The organism is Sphingomonas sp. Leaf20 (genome assembly GCF_001421535.1).
In the GTDB taxonomy this organism is placed as follows: Bacteria; Pseudomonadota; Alphaproteobacteria; order Sphingomonadales; family Sphingomonadaceae; genus Sphingomonas.
In genome coordinates this window covers 767,075-780,598 of record NZ_LMKN01000008.1, presented here as the reverse complement: position 1 = coordinate 780,598, position 13,524 = coordinate 767,075, and the positions used below count along the sequence as shown (strand labels likewise).

Sequence of the window (13,524 nt, the reverse complement as noted above, 5' to 3'; positions counted from 1 at the left end):
ATGATCGGGCGACACGGCTGTGCCGCCCGATCAAGGTATCACCGACGCGGCGCCGCTGCGAATGCCGCCTTTAGCCGTGCCACGGCAAGGTCGTTCGCATCCTTGGCGCCGCGCACGACCTTGGCCATGCCGAAGAACTCGTGCGTCACACCCGGGAACGTCTTCTGCTCGACCTTCACGCCAGCGGTCCGCATCGCGGTCGCCAGAGTCTCGCCATCCGACCGCAGCGGGTCGATCTGCGCGTTGATGATCGTCGTCGGCGGCAGCCCGCGCAGGTTTGCCGCAACCAGGTTCAGACGCGGATCCTGCGCATCCGCCGAGCTGGTCTGATAGTAGTGGCCGAACCAGTTCAGCATCGCACCGTTCAGCGGCTTGGCATTCGCCGAATCGCGGCGTGACGGCAGCGTCTTGCTGCTGTTCGCGATCGGATAGACCGAAACGATGTGCCGCGGCACGGTCAACCGATTGTCGCGTGCATAGATCGCGGTGGCGACCGCGAGGTTGCCGCCGGCGCTTTCCCCTGCGACCGCGATCTTCGCGGGATCGGCACCCCAGCTCGCGGCATTCTGCAGTGTCCAGCGATAGGCTGCGGCCGCATCGTCGTGCTGTGCCGGGAATTTGAACTCGGGAGCGTGGCGATACTCGACCGACACGACGACCGCATTCAGCGCCTGTGCCATCGCCCGCGGTGCCGCGTCATAGGTGTCGACGTCCGCGATCACCCAGCCGCCACCGTGATAATAGACGATCACCGGCATCGGCGCGCCGCCGGCGGGCGCCGCGGCAGGCTTGTAGATGCGGGCGAACTGCTTGGGGTCCGAGCCATAGGGCACGTCCTTCGTCGTCACGGCGGCATCGGGCGTCGTCGGCATGCCCTTCTTCGCCATCACCGCCTTCGCGCCGTCGGCCGCGGACGGCTGCATCCGGGCTTCGGCGGGGGTCAGCGTCTCGATCGGCTTGCCGCCCAGACCCGCCAGCGCGTCGAGCACCATCTGCATGTCGGGCGCGGCCTTGGGAGGCTGCGTCGCGGTTGCCGGCGGCGGCGGCGGGGGTGGTGCGCTGGGCTGGCGAGCGGACTGTGCGAGCACGCCCGCGGACGCGGTGAGCAGGCTTGCCAGGACGACCGCACGAGCGGACGAACGCTTTGAAATATTGAACATATCTTACTCCTGTTGTGCGACATGAACAAACGGGAGGTGTCCACGTTTCTGTACGGAACCGTGCCAATCAGTCGCGCCGGTAATCAGCGGAGACGGCGTTGCCACCGATTGTCAGCCTTCAGCACACGATGTTTGCAGGGGAATCCCCGCGGTTCGAAGGCCGGTCGAACAACCGGCTTCTGGCCAGCCTGTCCGATGCCGACTTCGCGCTGTTGATGCCCCATCTCGAGCCGGTCTGCTTCGCCGCGGGCGATTTCGTCACGCGCGCGGGCGATCCGATCGAGAGCATCTGCTTTCTGGAACAGGGCATTGCCGGGGTACTCGAAACGCTCGACGGCGATCGTAGCTATGCGATCGGCCTGGTCGGGGTCGAGGGGTTCATCGGCTGGCCACGCCTCCTCGGCACCGACCGGTCACCCTATGACGTCACGGTGCGGGCCGAGACCGGCCATGCGCTGCGCGTGTCGTCGAAAGCATTGATCGCGGCGGTCGATCACAGTGCGACGCTGCGCGCGGCGCTGCTCCGCTTCGTCCACGTGTTCATGCTGCAGATGGGGCGCACGATCGTATCGTCGCTCGCCCACTCGATCGAGCGGCGCATGGCGCGGTGGATATTGCTGTATCACGATCGCGTGCAGGGCGACGAGATCTGCATGACGCACGAGGAATTCCGGCTGATGCTCGGCGTTCGCCGCAGCAGCGTGACGGACGCGTTGCACCGGCTCGAGGAGGAACGCGCGATCCGCGCGATCCGCGCGCGAGTGGTCGTGCAGGACCGGGCAAAACTCATCGCGCTCGCGGGCGGGACCTATGGGCGCCCCGAGCAGGAATATTCACGGCTGTTCAGCGTGTAGCGATCGGTCATCTGGGTGCCGAACGCGCTCAGGTCACCGGCTTCGACGCGTTCGGCACCAAGGTCACGCGAGGCTGCGGCATGACCCTTGCCTCGCCCGACACCCGGTTCCGCCCCGCCGCCTTGGCACGATACAGCGCGCGATCGGCGCGTTCGATCAGGTCGGTGGCGAGCAGATCGGTGGTCAGTCGCTCCGAGCCGAGCGACGCATAGCCCGCACTCACCGTCAGCACCGCTTTCGACGGATCGGGATGCTCGACCTGCAGTGCCTCGATCGCGGCGCGTATATTTTCCGCGACGATCGCGGCCGTACGCGTGGTTGCGTTGGGCAACAGCACGGCAAACTCCTCGCCGCCAAAGCGCGCGACCAGATCGCTGGCCCGCCGCACGACACCGCGGATCGCATTGGCAACAGCCTTCAGGCATGCATCGCCCTGCTGATGGCCATAGGTGTCGTTGAAGGTCTTGAAATAGTCGATGTCGACGAGGATCAGCGACAGGTCATTGCCCGTCCTTGCCGCCCGGCGGATTTCGTCGACCAGCGTCATGTTGAACCGCCGCCGATTGGCAACCGCGGTCAGCGCGTCCGAAAACGCATGGCGCGTGGTCTCGTTGTGAAGCTCGACGGATTGGTGATGTCGGTCGCGATCTTGACGATCCGCGTGGGCTTGCCGTTCGCATCCAGGATCGGGTTATAGCTCGCCTGCAGCCAGATCGGCCGGCCGTCGCTGCCGATCCGGCGAAATTCCGAACGGATGAACTCGCCACGGCGAAGCCGCTCCCAGAACCGGTCGTAGCTCGGATCATGCGCGTCTTCGGGGGTGAGGAACATGCGGTGGTGACGGCCGCGGATGGCGAACTCGGTATAGCCCGTGATCGCCAGATAATGTGCGTTGGCGGACAATATCGTGCCGTCGAGCGCGAATTCGATGATCGCCGTCGACCGCGAAATCGCCTCGAGCATGCTCTGATGATCGGCGGCATGTTCGCGCGCGTTCGTCACGTCCTGCGCGATCTTCAGGATCTCGCGCGGCTCACCGACGGGGTCGCCGATCGTCATGTACGTCGCCTGGAGCCAGACCTCCCGACCGTCCTTTCCGACCCGGCAGAACTCCGACTGCATCGACCGTCCGGTTCGCAACGTATTCCAGAACATCGCATATCCGGCGCTCGCCGCTTCGTGCGGACGGATGAAGACGCTGTGATGCCGCCCGATGACATCGACCGCGTCCATACCGAAGATGTTCAGATAGCGGTCGTTCGCGAACAGCACGGTCCCGTCCAAGCCGAACCGGATGATCGGCATCGTTCGCGCGATGGCGTCGACGACGTGTCGGGACTCGGTCATGTCCCAGCAAGTCTCTGTACCGGTAAGGTTATCGATCGCGCTCATGCCGACACTCATGGAAATGGGCTTCAAGACCCCCGCCCCACCTCCTTTATAGGCTGCACGCGCACCAACCCGACGTCATCGCCATCTTTCAATGCTCGTGGCGCTGCAATCGTGTGGCGAATGCGTATGCCGCAAGCATGCACAGAATCGCGCCGCAACCAATGAGCGCCCCCGGCAGAAAGATCATCGCGGCTGCAATATGCGGCATGTTCTTGTACAAAAGATAATAGGGTCTGTCGGATATGTACAAATACAGGCCGCTCAGAATAAGCGCCGCAGACAAACATATGATAGATGCCGGCATCGCGACATCCCATCTTTTCTGCATTGCAACCACCTCGTCACCCTCACCTTCGGAGATGACGGATAGTGCATATGTCGCTGAGAATCCGAATACTATTCCTACAATAAGTATGACGACAGGCATGTCCAAAATGAGCGAGCAGGCAAGTACAAAGCCGGTCGGAACCATGATCCCTAGTGCAGTGCACAATATAATTGTGAGAAACCTCATTTTCATGGCTCGTCATGTAGCATGCATCTGATCCATCAGACTGTTCATGTAGATATACGTACGGCAAATAGTCGCAACTGTTAGTTTGTAATGACTTTCATTTTCAGGGAGCCTGCCAGCCAGCTTGCCCGCCCGACGCCGCGATCACCCCGTCTGTGCAAACCCACGCAGCGCCACTGCGCGTCTTGTTGGGCGTGCACCCCATGGGGCGGTCGCAAGCGCGACGAACGGTCCGGCCGCGGCCTTGCACTTGCCGGGTTCGTCGGCTATGCGCGCCAGCTTCCAACATCCGATGGTGGAACCTGCGGGAGGCGCGCGTCGTACGCGAGCCGTCATTACCGCTAGACTCGAAACCGGGCGGAACGCGATCGTGTTCGCAGCCCCTATCAAGAGAGTGACATGGCTAAAAAGATTACCGGATACATCAAGCTGCAGGTCCCTGCAGGCGAGGCAAAGCCCGCGCCGCCGATCGGGCCTGCGCTGGGTCAGCGCGGCGTGAACATCATGGAGTTCTGCAAGGCGTTCAACGCCGGCACGGGCGAACTGAAGAAGGGCATGCCGATCCCGACCGTCATCACGGTCTATGCGGATCGCTCGTTCTCGTTCGAGACGAAGACCCCGCCGGCATCGTACCTGATCAAGGAGGCCGCCGGTCTTAAGTCGGGTTCGAAGGAGCCGGGCAAGGTCGTCGCAGGCAAGATCAAGCGCAGCCAGCTGAGCGAGATCGCCACGACGAAGATGAAGGACCTCAACGCCAACGATATCGACGCTGCGACGAAGATCATCGAAGGCAGCGCCCGCGCAATGGGCCTCGAAGTGGTGGAGGGCTGATATCATGGCAAAGCTGACCAAGAAGCAGAAGGCCGTCACGGTCGACACCGTCAAGCTGCACGCCATCGACGAGGCGATCGCGCTCGCACGTTCGGGCGCCACGTCGAAGTTCGACGAGACGATCGAAGTCGCGCTGAACCTCGGCGTCGATCCGCGTCACGCCGACCAGATGGTCCGCGGCGTGGTGACGCTGCCCAAGGGCACCGGCAAGACCGTCCGCGTCGGCGTGTTCGCCCGCGGCGCGAAGGCTGAAGAGGCTCTCGCAGCAGGCGCAGACGTCGTCGGCGCCGAAGACCTGATGGAAACCATCCAGGGTGGCACGATCGATTTCGATCGCTGCATCGCGACCCCGGACATGATGGGCATCGTCGGTCGTCTCGGTAAGGTGCTGGGTCCCAAGGGCCTGATGCCGAACCCGAAGCTCGGCACGGTGACGATGAACGTCGCGCAGGCGGTCAAGGACGCCAAGGGCGGCCAGATCGAATACCGCGTCGAGAAGGCCGGCATCATCCATTCGGGTATCGGCAAGGCGTCGTTCCCGGCCGAAGACCTGCGTGCGAACTTCGACGCGCTGGTCGACGCCGTGGTCAAGGCCAAGCCGTCGGGCGCCAAGGGCAAGTACGTCCGCAAGGTCGCGATCTCGTCGACCATGGGTGCAGGCATCAAGGTCGACACGACCGAAGTGGCTGGCGCCTGAGCCTGAGCCGCACGTGGCTGGCCCGAGCCAGCCACGTGCGGTGCAAGGCCGGCCGGCGCGGTTCCACCGCGACCGACGAGGACGGGATTTACGCCCGTCCTGCTCCAGACATGAGAAAGGGCCGGGAGCGATCCCGGCCCTTTTCTTGTCTGGAGCTATCGGCTCCGTCCTGCGAGCGGCGCTTATTCCGGGAAGTCGGCACCGAGACTCACGTCCCGCGCGCGCTCGATCGCCTCGAGCCGCTCCTTCAGCTTGGCGGTGATCGCGTCATAGCCCCATTTCCCGAGCACCAGATGCCGCGGCGGGTTCGCCTGCTCGACCGCCGCGATGATCGCCTCGCCCGCGCGCACGGGGTCGCCCGCCTGCGTGCCGCTGACCTGCTTGGTCCCCTCCATCCGCGCCTTTGCCGTCTCGGCATAGTCGGCGATCCGGCTTGGCGTCTGGCGCAGCGATCGCCCTGCCCAGTCAGTGCGGAACGGCCCCGGCTCGACGCAGGTCACGCCGATCCCGAGCGGGCCGACCTCGGCGAGCAGCGCGTCAGACCAGCCCTCGACCGCGTGCTTCGATGCCGCATAATAGCCCGATCCCGGAAACCCGATGAGCCCGGCGACCGAGGTGAAGTTGACGATGTTGCCGCTGCCCTGCGCGCGCATGATCGGCAGGACCGCGCGCGTGATCGCGAACAGCCCGAACACGTTGGTGTCGAACTGGGCGCGGATCTCGGCCTCGTCGCCCTCTTCGGCGGTCGCCTGATAGCCATAGCCTGCATTGTTCACGAGCACGTCGATCTGCCCGAACTTCGCGTTGGCCGCGGCAACCGCTTCGTCGACCTGCGCCTGGTCGTTGACGTCGAGCGCGAGCGCGAGCGCGGTCTCGTCATGCCCCTCGACGAGGTCGGCGACCCGGTCGGCGTCACGCGCGGTGACGACGGCACGCCAGCCGCGATCGAGGACCAGCCTGGCGAGATCGCGGCCGAAGCCGGTGGAGCAACCCGTGATGAACCAGACGGGCGATGCGGGGAGAGTCATGGTCGAACCTTTCCGGAGACGCGGGATGCGCGTTCGGGACAGGTAACGCCGGACGCGGGGGACGGGTCCGTAACGCGACCCGCCCCCTGCCCTGCTTACAGCCCGATGATGCCGCCATCGTTCTTGGTGATGACGATCGTCGACGAGCGCGGACGCGACGGGGTCGCGACCGCACCGGCCTGGTTCGCGGGCCAGCTGCTGGTGATGTTGGTCGGGCCACCATTCTCACCGGGATGCTGGATGTTGACGAACAGCGAGCGGCCGTCCGGGGTCGAGTGGATGCCCGTGATCTCGCATTCCTTCGGCCCGACCAGGAAGCGGCGCAGCGTCGTGGCCGGTGCCTTGCCGATCCGCGTCGTCACGGTGTTGCTGGTCCCGCCGAGCGTGCTCGTCACGGCGCGCGTGCCGCCGTCGCCGACACGGCCCGGGATCGCCGCGAGCAGCATGCAGTTGGTGACGTCGGTATAGGCGCCGTCATCGGTCTCGATCCACATCACCGGGGTGACGTTGCCGGTCGGATTGCTCGGCAGGCCGAACCACAGGCCATCGGGCGACGAGAAGTCGTTGGTCGCGTCGAGCCCCGACAGGTTGATGTTGGTCGCGTCGAGATCGCTGCCCGCACCGAACGCGTAGATGTCCCAGGTGAAGGCGGTCGCCTCCGACGTGTCGCCGGTCTCGCGCAGACGGATGACATGGCCGTTGGCATTGCCCGTCGTCTGGCCGCCGGTGGTCTTGGGGTCGGTATAGGCGCGCGGGTTCGACGCATCGACATTGCCCGCGGTGCGCGACGAGTTGTTGGTCAGCGTGCAGTACATCTCGCCCGTCGCCGGGTTCACCGCGGTCCATTCGGGACGATCCATCTTGGTCGCGCCCAGGACATCGCCCGCCAGACGCGCGTTGATCAGCACATCGGCCTGATCCGCAAACGGATAGGTCGTGTTGGCGCTGGTCAGCACCCCCTGCCCGAACACCAGCGGCAGCCACTGGCCCGACCCGTCGGCGTTGAGCTTGGCGACGTAGAGCGTCCCCGAGTCGAGATATTTGTCGCCGATCGCGAGCCGGTTGGTCGCGGTCGCGTCTGCCGCCGACCAGGGCGTCGCGGACACGAACTTGTAGATATATTCGTTCTGCGCATCGTCGCCCATGTAGAAGGCGGGCTTGATGCCCGCGATCGTCCGGCCGATCTCGCAGCCCTCATGGTTCATGCGGCCGAGCGCGGTGCGCTTGCGCGGGGTCGAGGCGGGATCGAACGGATCGATCTCGACTACCCAGCCATATTGGAACGCCTCGTTGCGGAAATCGCCGGTCGCATCGGTCGCGGCGGTCGTGGTGACGTTCCAGCGCGCATAGAGCGTGTTGGCGGGATCGGCCGGCACGACCGACGCCCAGCCGTAATTGCCGTTGAACGTCGTGGCATTCGCGGTTTCGCGGATACCATAGCGCGCGAGCGAGATATTCTGCTTGGCGGTCGCACCGCCGCGTGCGGCGACGTCACCGAACTGGCGGCGGAAATAGCCCGCCCAGTTTTCTTCGTTGGTGAGATAGGTGTGCCACGGCATCGTGCCGTTCGCGCAATTGTTGATCGTCCCGCGACCCGCGGTGCCGTCGGCCGAATAGCGCGTCCGGAGCAGCGCGTTGCCGCGGACTGGGCCGTTGAAGCTCATCGGCGTCAGCGGCGTGATACGGCGGTTGAGCGCCGAGGCGGGGACATAGCTCCACGCGATGGCCGACCGGCTGATTTCGATCACCGAGACGCCGTGGCATTCCATTTCCTTCAGCGCTTCGGCTTCCGGGCGGACACCGCCGACGCCGATCGCGCCGCCGGTGCTGGTTGCGCCGTTGACGTGCAGATAGGGCTGGCTGATATTCTCGTGGTTGAGCACCAGCAGGCCGCGCGAGTTGCTGTTGGCGTCGGGGGTGCTCCCGGTCGCGGCGAGACCGAAATAGCTCATGCCGTCGTGATGGTCGCCCGCGCGCCGCGCGAAGTTGGTGTCGCTGCCGTCATTGGCATAAGCCCCGACGCCGCTCGCGATCGGATCGCCGAGGCGGTACAGCACGGTGACGCTGTAGCCGGCGGGCACGGAGACGACGTCCGCGAGACTTTTGGGAACCGCGGTGAAGTCGAGCCGCGCGGGGCTGACCGTGACGCTGGTCGTCGTCTCGCTGCGGATATTGTCGCTGCTCGTGCCGGTAAAGGTGAAGCTGAGGACGGTGTCGGTCGCGACGCTCGGCGCGGTGAAGGTCGCCGTGGCGGCATTGGCATTGGCGAGCGTCACCGTGGGGCCGCTGACCTGCGCCCAGCCGACGCCCGTCGCGGTACCCGAGGACACCGTACCCGTCAGCGTCACGGTCTTGCCCGCCGATGTCGCGCCGCTCGATCCCGCCTCGATCGTCACCGCGCGCGCGGAGGAATCCTCGTCGCAGCCGGCGAGCAACATGCCACCGAACACGGCCGCAGTCGCCGCCGACAGCCCGCCCATCAACGTCTGGCGCCGCGAATAGCGCACCGCGATCAGGTCGTTGAGGTGCGGATTGGCGCTGGTGTTCGTGTCGATGTCGCCATCGTGATAGGCCATGGTTGCGTTCGTCGGAATCTTCATACGTCCCCCCGGAGCGGCCAGACTGGCCTCTGCGCCGACCTTGTGGCGCGTGAAAAAGGCAGCGCGGTTAAGGTATGAAGACGTCACGACGTCGATTCGGTTACGGTTTTGCGTCGCGCGGCGATGGTGCGGTCCTCACGGGGGATAAGTCGGCGGGTTGGGGAAGGACGCTTCCTGCCGGAACGCGATCGGCGGGACGTTGACTTCGCCCGCGATTCGTCTATGCGGCGGCTTCGTTCGGCGGGCCTGCCCGTCGAACTCCGTCCGAGACAGTGGGTGCACCGGGTTTGCCGGCGCTTAATCTCCCACCTAGACGGGGAATGAGATTTTGTCGGCCCATCTGCGTGCCGCCCCTCTCCCATGCCCCATCTGGGATCCCATCAAAGTATTACTTTGATGGGTGCCCTGTCGAGACACCCGGAAGCGCGGGCTTGTCTGCGCCTCCGGTTAGTAACCGGGTCCACCGTGCAAATGGTGAACCTGAAAACGTGGAGAATGGCATGGATCGTGATCAAAAGACCGCGGCCGTAGCCGAGCTGAACCGCACCTTCTCCGAGGTCGGCGTCGTCGTTGTGACGCGCAACCTCGGCCTGACCGTCGCACAGTCCACTGTGCTGCGGAACAAGATGCGCGACGCCGGCGCGACCTACAAGGTCTCGAAGAACAAGCTTGCCAAGATCGCCATGGACGGCACCGACTACAGCTCGCTGGGCGACATGCTCACGGGTCCGGTCGGTCTGGCCAGCTCCATCGATCCCGTCGCGGCCGCCAAGGTGGCCGTGGAATTCGCGAAGACGAACGACAAGTTCGAAATCGTGGGTGGGGCGATGGGCGCGACGACCCTCGACGTCGACGGTGTGAAGGCGCTCGCAACGCTGCCCTCGCTGGATGAACTGCGTGCCAAGATCCTCGGCCTCATCGTGGCACCTGCCACGAAGCTGGCGACGATCACGCAGGCTCCGGCAGCGCAGCTCGCGCGCGTGCTTTCCGCCTACGCGGAGAAGGAAGCCGCCTGATCTTGCAGGCTCTTTCGTTACTTTTTGAACTGATGGGGCACATGCCCCGAGATGGAGATTTATCATGGCAGACCTGAACGCGCTCGTTGAGAGCCTGAGCGAACTGACCGTTCTCGAAGCAGCTGAGCTTTCGAAGCTGCTCGAAGAGAAGTGGGGCGTTTCGGCCGCAGCAGCGGTTGCAGCACCGGCAGCAGGCGGCGGCGCAGCTGCTCCTGCAGCAGAAGAGCAGACCGAATTCGACGTCATCCTGACCGGCGACGGTGGCAAGAAGATCAACGTCATCAAGGAAGTCCGCGCGATCACGTCGCTCGGCCTGACCGAAGCCAAGACGCTGGTCGAGTCGGCTCCCAAGGCCGTCAAGGAAGGCGTGTCGAAGGACGAAGCCGCCAAGATCAAGGCACAGCTCGAAGCAGCTGGCGCGACCGTCGAGGTCAAGTAAGCCGCAGCTGGAGAGGCGATTTAGCTTCGGCTAAATCGCACTCCAGCAAGGCCGGCCGGCGGTGCCTGCACCGACCGACGAAGCAGGGGCTTTGCCCCTGCTGGCTGCAGCTACAGAAAAGGGCGGCCCCAGCGATGGGGTCGCCCTTTTTCTATTGCGGCCATGACGAGCCGCGCGGGAGCCGACTGGCCAGCCCGAAGCCCGACGGCGCAGCCGACCTCAGCGGTCGACGGCAACCGCGTGCGGACGTGCGGCGATGTTATCGTACATCCGCGCGGGCGCATCGAGCCAGAACGGCGCGAGCTTGGCGGAGTCGACGCGCTCGACCCCGATCGCCCAGGCGCGCGCGGTCTGCGCCGGACCGTCGCCACTGTCGTACAGGATGTTGACCGCGACGATCGGCACGAACATCGGCCGGTTCGCCGCGGTCATGCCGTGGATGGCATCGCGCGGTATCGCCGAGACCGTCCGCACCACGCGGCTCTCGCCAGCGGCGAGCGCGAAGGGCGCGGTCGCCGGCCGGGTCACCGGCGCCGCATTGATCGCTGCGAGATCCGCGTCCTGCCCGGCATGCGCGGTCAGCAGGCTCGCGTGAATGCGAATGCCGCTTGCGGGTTCGACCCCCGTGTTCGTGACGACGATCTGGCATTCGGCCGTCGCGCTGAGCAGGTTGAGACCGGCCCGGAGCGGGCGAAGCTCGACCGAAAGTCGCGCGCGTGCCCGCGCCGGCGCACGCGGCTCGAGAAAGCGTGGCGCGGCCGGCTCGGCTGCGGCTGGTGGAATCGCGACAGCGGCTGGTACCGCAGGCGTGACGGGCCGGGGCGACGGCCGCGTGTCAGCAACGCCCGCTCCGGTTTCTGCAGGCGGCTGGACGATCGAAGCGTCCGGCGCTGGATCAGCCGTTTCCCGCACGTCCGCCCGATGATCTTCGAGCTTTGCGGTCCGGGGGCGGCGCTGCAGCAGCCAGACGACGCCGCACACCAGCGGGATCACCGCGAGCCATAGCCAGAAGGGCATCGACCGCCCGGTTTCGGGGGCCGCGATGGAGGTCTGCGACGAAGCCGCCGGCTCCACGGCGGGCGCGACTGGCGCCGGTGACGGTACAACCTGAGTCTGCGGTTCCGATGCCGAGCCGGCTGGCGGCGCGGTCGCAGGCACCGACGCGGACACGCGCGCTTCGTTGGGCTGGCGGACGTCCTGCTCGACCCGCGCTGGCTGTGACGCAGGCCGCGCGTCGGGCGCAGGATTGGCGCGGTCGCTACCCGTGCCGGGACGCGGTTCGCGAGCTGCCGGCGCCGGTTCGGATCCGCGCTGCTGCCGATCGGTCGGCGACGCCGGCGCGGCCTGCCGCGGCTGGCGCTGGGTCGCAGTATCGCGCGGAGGCCGCGCCGCACTGGGCAGGACGAGTGTCGGCGTATCGGGGACCGGGATCGGCGTGTTGCCATTCGCCTGCAGCGCTTCGAGGCCCCGCACGGGTTCGGTCGTGGTCGGCGACGTGGTCTGCGCGCTGCTCGCGCTCGCCAAGGTCAGCAGAAGCATGGCCGGCGGGATCAGCCCTGCCCCACCCGGTTTGGTCAACATCGTCGGAATTCCCTCACGCAAGACTGCGCGGGGACCCGGAACCCGGGACGACGGCAAGCCGGCATGCGATGAGTTGCACGGCACGAACGACCAGACGATCCGCCTCTCCGCCGCTCAATAGGGCCGGATATGCGCGAACGTCCCTGCCGGCATCGGCCGCCCCCAGTAAAAGCCCTGCGCGAGCGTCGCGCCCAGTCGTCTGGCGACGACGAGATGCTCGTCGGTCTCGATCCCTTCGATCACGGTCTGGACGCCGCGTTGCCGGCACGACCGGATCACCTGCTCGAGAATGCCCAGTCGATCGGGATGTTCGAGACATTGCCGGAAAAACCCCCGGTCGATCTTCACTTCCGAGATCGGCAGGTTGAAGACACGATCGAAGTTCGTCGCGCCCTTGCCGAAGTCGTCGAGCGAAAACCGGATCCCGGCCTCGCGCAGCGTCGTCATGTCGGTGACCAGGGCAGCGATCGGCACGGGCCGGGCGTCTTCGGTGATCTCGATGAGCAATACGCCGACCGGCACTGCGCGGTCGCGGACCTCGCGTTGCAGCGCCTCCTGGAATCCCGGATCGGCGAGGACCGCCTGGCTGCAGTTCACGGCGACCGCCGCCGATCGCTGTTCGATGGCGAGCGCACGCCACAGGGTCAGCGCGGCCCGCACCGCGCAGAGCGTCGCCGCGATCTCAAGCGGCAGGTCCATGACCGCGGTGAACAGGATCTCCGGGTTGATCGACGGGAGGTTGCGCAGCCTTGCCAGGGCCTCATAGCCGGCGATCGTGTCGCGGCGGAGATCGATCTTGGGCAGGAAGTCGTAATAGAGATTGTCGAGCAGGCAGCGTCCGTCAGCCAGCGCATCGAGCATCGCTCGCTCGAGCACCGCAGCGTCGCGCTCCTGCGGCGTGACGGCCGTCAGCATCTCCGTCAGCGCGTCCATCTTGTAGGCCTGGTCGAGCACGCCGAGCACGAGATGCGATCCGCCCGCGGGGCGCCGATCGGGCGCTCGCCCGGCAGGCGCAGCCGGCTTGATGACGACCATCGGGCACGTGCCACCCAGCGCGGCGAGGAGCTCGTCGACACGCCCGCCGACCGCGGCACGGTCACCGACGACCACGTCCGGTCCAAAGGCAACGCCCGCCGCGATCTCCTCGCCGCGGCCGATCCACGCGACCGGATAGCCGATGCCGCGAAGCTCCACCTGGGTCTGACGCGACACGGGATCATAATCATGGACGAACAGGATCCGCGGCAGGCCGCTCGCATACGGCACGACGTATCCCGGCACGGTCCGGGCATCGCTCGGGAGTGGCGAAAGCCGGCCGGGCATCGGCGGCAAGGGCTTCGGGAACTTCTCGTGGATCACCGGCATGCCCCCTGCTGCGCGAGTATCGCTGTCGCGCTGGAGCGCATGGTTTT

General features: G+C 66.0%; 13 protein-coding genes. 5 read left to right on the top strand and 8 right to left on the bottom strand.

Annotated elements, in window-relative coordinates; translation table 11 throughout:
- Positions 1–38: 38 nt before the first annotated feature.
- The gene (locus tag ASE72_RS11850; RefSeq protein WP_056021212.1) at positions 39–1,160 is read right to left on the bottom strand and encodes an alpha/beta hydrolase; all 1,122 of its coding nucleotides are present in this window, start codon (positions 1,158–1,160) and stop codon (positions 39–41) included.
- A gap of 98 nt (positions 1,161–1,258) precedes the next feature.
- On the opposite strand from ASE72_RS11850, the gene ASE72_RS11845 reads away from it, so the two are divergent.
- Positions 1,259–2,014 (top strand): Crp/Fnr family transcriptional regulator, encoded by a 756-nt coding sequence (locus ASE72_RS11845; protein ID WP_156350410.1) that lies wholly within the window; start codon positions 1,259–1,261, stop codon positions 2,012–2,014.
- Positions 2,015–2,042: 28 nt separating this feature from the next.
- On the opposite strand, the gene ASE72_RS11840 is transcribed toward ASE72_RS11845, so the two are convergent.
- From ASE72_RS11840 to ASE72_RS11830, 3 genes are all read right to left on the bottom strand, one after another.
- Positions 2,043–2,561 (bottom strand): GGDEF domain-containing protein, encoded by a 519-nt coding sequence (locus ASE72_RS11840; RefSeq protein ID WP_056021206.1) that lies wholly within the window; start codon positions 2,559–2,561, stop codon positions 2,043–2,045.
- Between the two features lie 29 nt (positions 2,562–2,590).
- Positions 2,591–3,406, bottom strand: coding sequence for a PAS domain-containing protein (locus tag ASE72_RS11835; RefSeq protein ID WP_235532334.1), 816 nt, complete (start codon positions 3,404–3,406; stop codon positions 2,591–2,593).
- An 88-nt stretch (positions 3,407–3,494) separates the two neighbouring features.
- Complete coding sequence (locus ASE72_RS11830) at positions 3,495–3,920, bottom strand: hypothetical protein (protein WP_235532333.1); 426 nt, start codon at positions 3,918–3,920, stop codon at positions 3,495–3,497.
- Between the two features lie 399 nt (positions 3,921–4,319).
- Here ASE72_RS11830 and rplK point away from each other — a divergent pair, with 399 nt between their 5' ends.
- Both rplK and rplA read left to right on the top strand, forming a co-directional pair.
- On the top strand, positions 4,320–4,751 hold the full coding sequence (gene rplK, locus ASE72_RS11825) for a 50S ribosomal protein L11 (protein WP_056021197.1): 432 nt from the start codon (positions 4,320–4,322) through the stop codon (positions 4,749–4,751).
- Positions 4,752–4,755: 4 nt separating this feature from the next.
- Positions 4,756–5,448, top strand: a complete 693-nt coding sequence (gene rplA, locus ASE72_RS11820; protein WP_056021193.1) for a 50S ribosomal protein L1 — start codon at positions 4,756–4,758, stop codon at positions 5,446–5,448.
- 182 nt (positions 5,449–5,630) lie between these two features.
- On the opposite strand, the gene ASE72_RS11815 is transcribed toward rplA, so the two are convergent.
- Both ASE72_RS11815 and ASE72_RS11810 read right to left on the bottom strand, forming a co-directional pair.
- Positions 5,631–6,476 carry an oxidoreductase gene (locus ASE72_RS11815; RefSeq protein ID WP_056021191.1) on the bottom strand — a complete coding sequence of 282 codons (846 nt, stop codon included), beginning with the start codon at positions 6,474–6,476 and terminating at the stop codon, positions 5,631–5,633.
- A 95-nt stretch (positions 6,477–6,571) separates the two neighbouring features.
- The gene (locus ASE72_RS11810; RefSeq protein WP_056021187.1) at positions 6,572–9,076 is read right to left on the bottom strand and encodes a PhoX family protein; all 2,505 of its coding nucleotides are present in this window, start codon (positions 9,074–9,076) and stop codon (positions 6,572–6,574) included.
- 500 nt (positions 9,077–9,576) lie between these two features.
- Between ASE72_RS11810 and rplJ the strand changes: the two genes are divergently transcribed.
- Together rplJ and rplL are read left to right on the top strand one after the other, a co-directional pair.
- Positions 9,577–10,092, top strand: a complete 516-nt coding sequence (gene rplJ, locus ASE72_RS11805) for a 50S ribosomal protein L10 (protein WP_031392843.1) — start codon at positions 9,577–9,579, stop codon at positions 10,090–10,092.
- A gap of 64 nt (positions 10,093–10,156) precedes the next feature.
- On the top strand, positions 10,157–10,531 hold the full coding sequence (gene rplL / locus ASE72_RS11800; protein ID WP_031392842.1) for a 50S ribosomal protein L7/L12: 375 nt from the start codon (positions 10,157–10,159) through the stop codon (positions 10,529–10,531).
- A gap of 219 nt (positions 10,532–10,750) precedes the next feature.
- Here rplL and ASE72_RS20275 read toward each other — a convergent pair whose 3' ends face one another.
- Together ASE72_RS20275 and ASE72_RS11790 are read right to left on the bottom strand one after the other, a co-directional pair.
- On the bottom strand, positions 10,751–12,112 hold the full coding sequence (locus tag ASE72_RS20275) for a hypothetical protein (protein ID WP_156350404.1): 1,362 nt from the start codon (positions 12,110–12,112) through the stop codon (positions 10,751–10,753).
- A gap of 114 nt (positions 12,113–12,226) precedes the next feature.
- On the bottom strand, positions 12,227–13,477 hold the full coding sequence (locus tag ASE72_RS11790) for an EAL domain-containing protein (RefSeq protein ID WP_056021185.1): 1,251 nt from the start codon (positions 13,475–13,477) through the stop codon (positions 12,227–12,229).
- Positions 13,478–13,524: the final 47 nt, after the last annotated feature.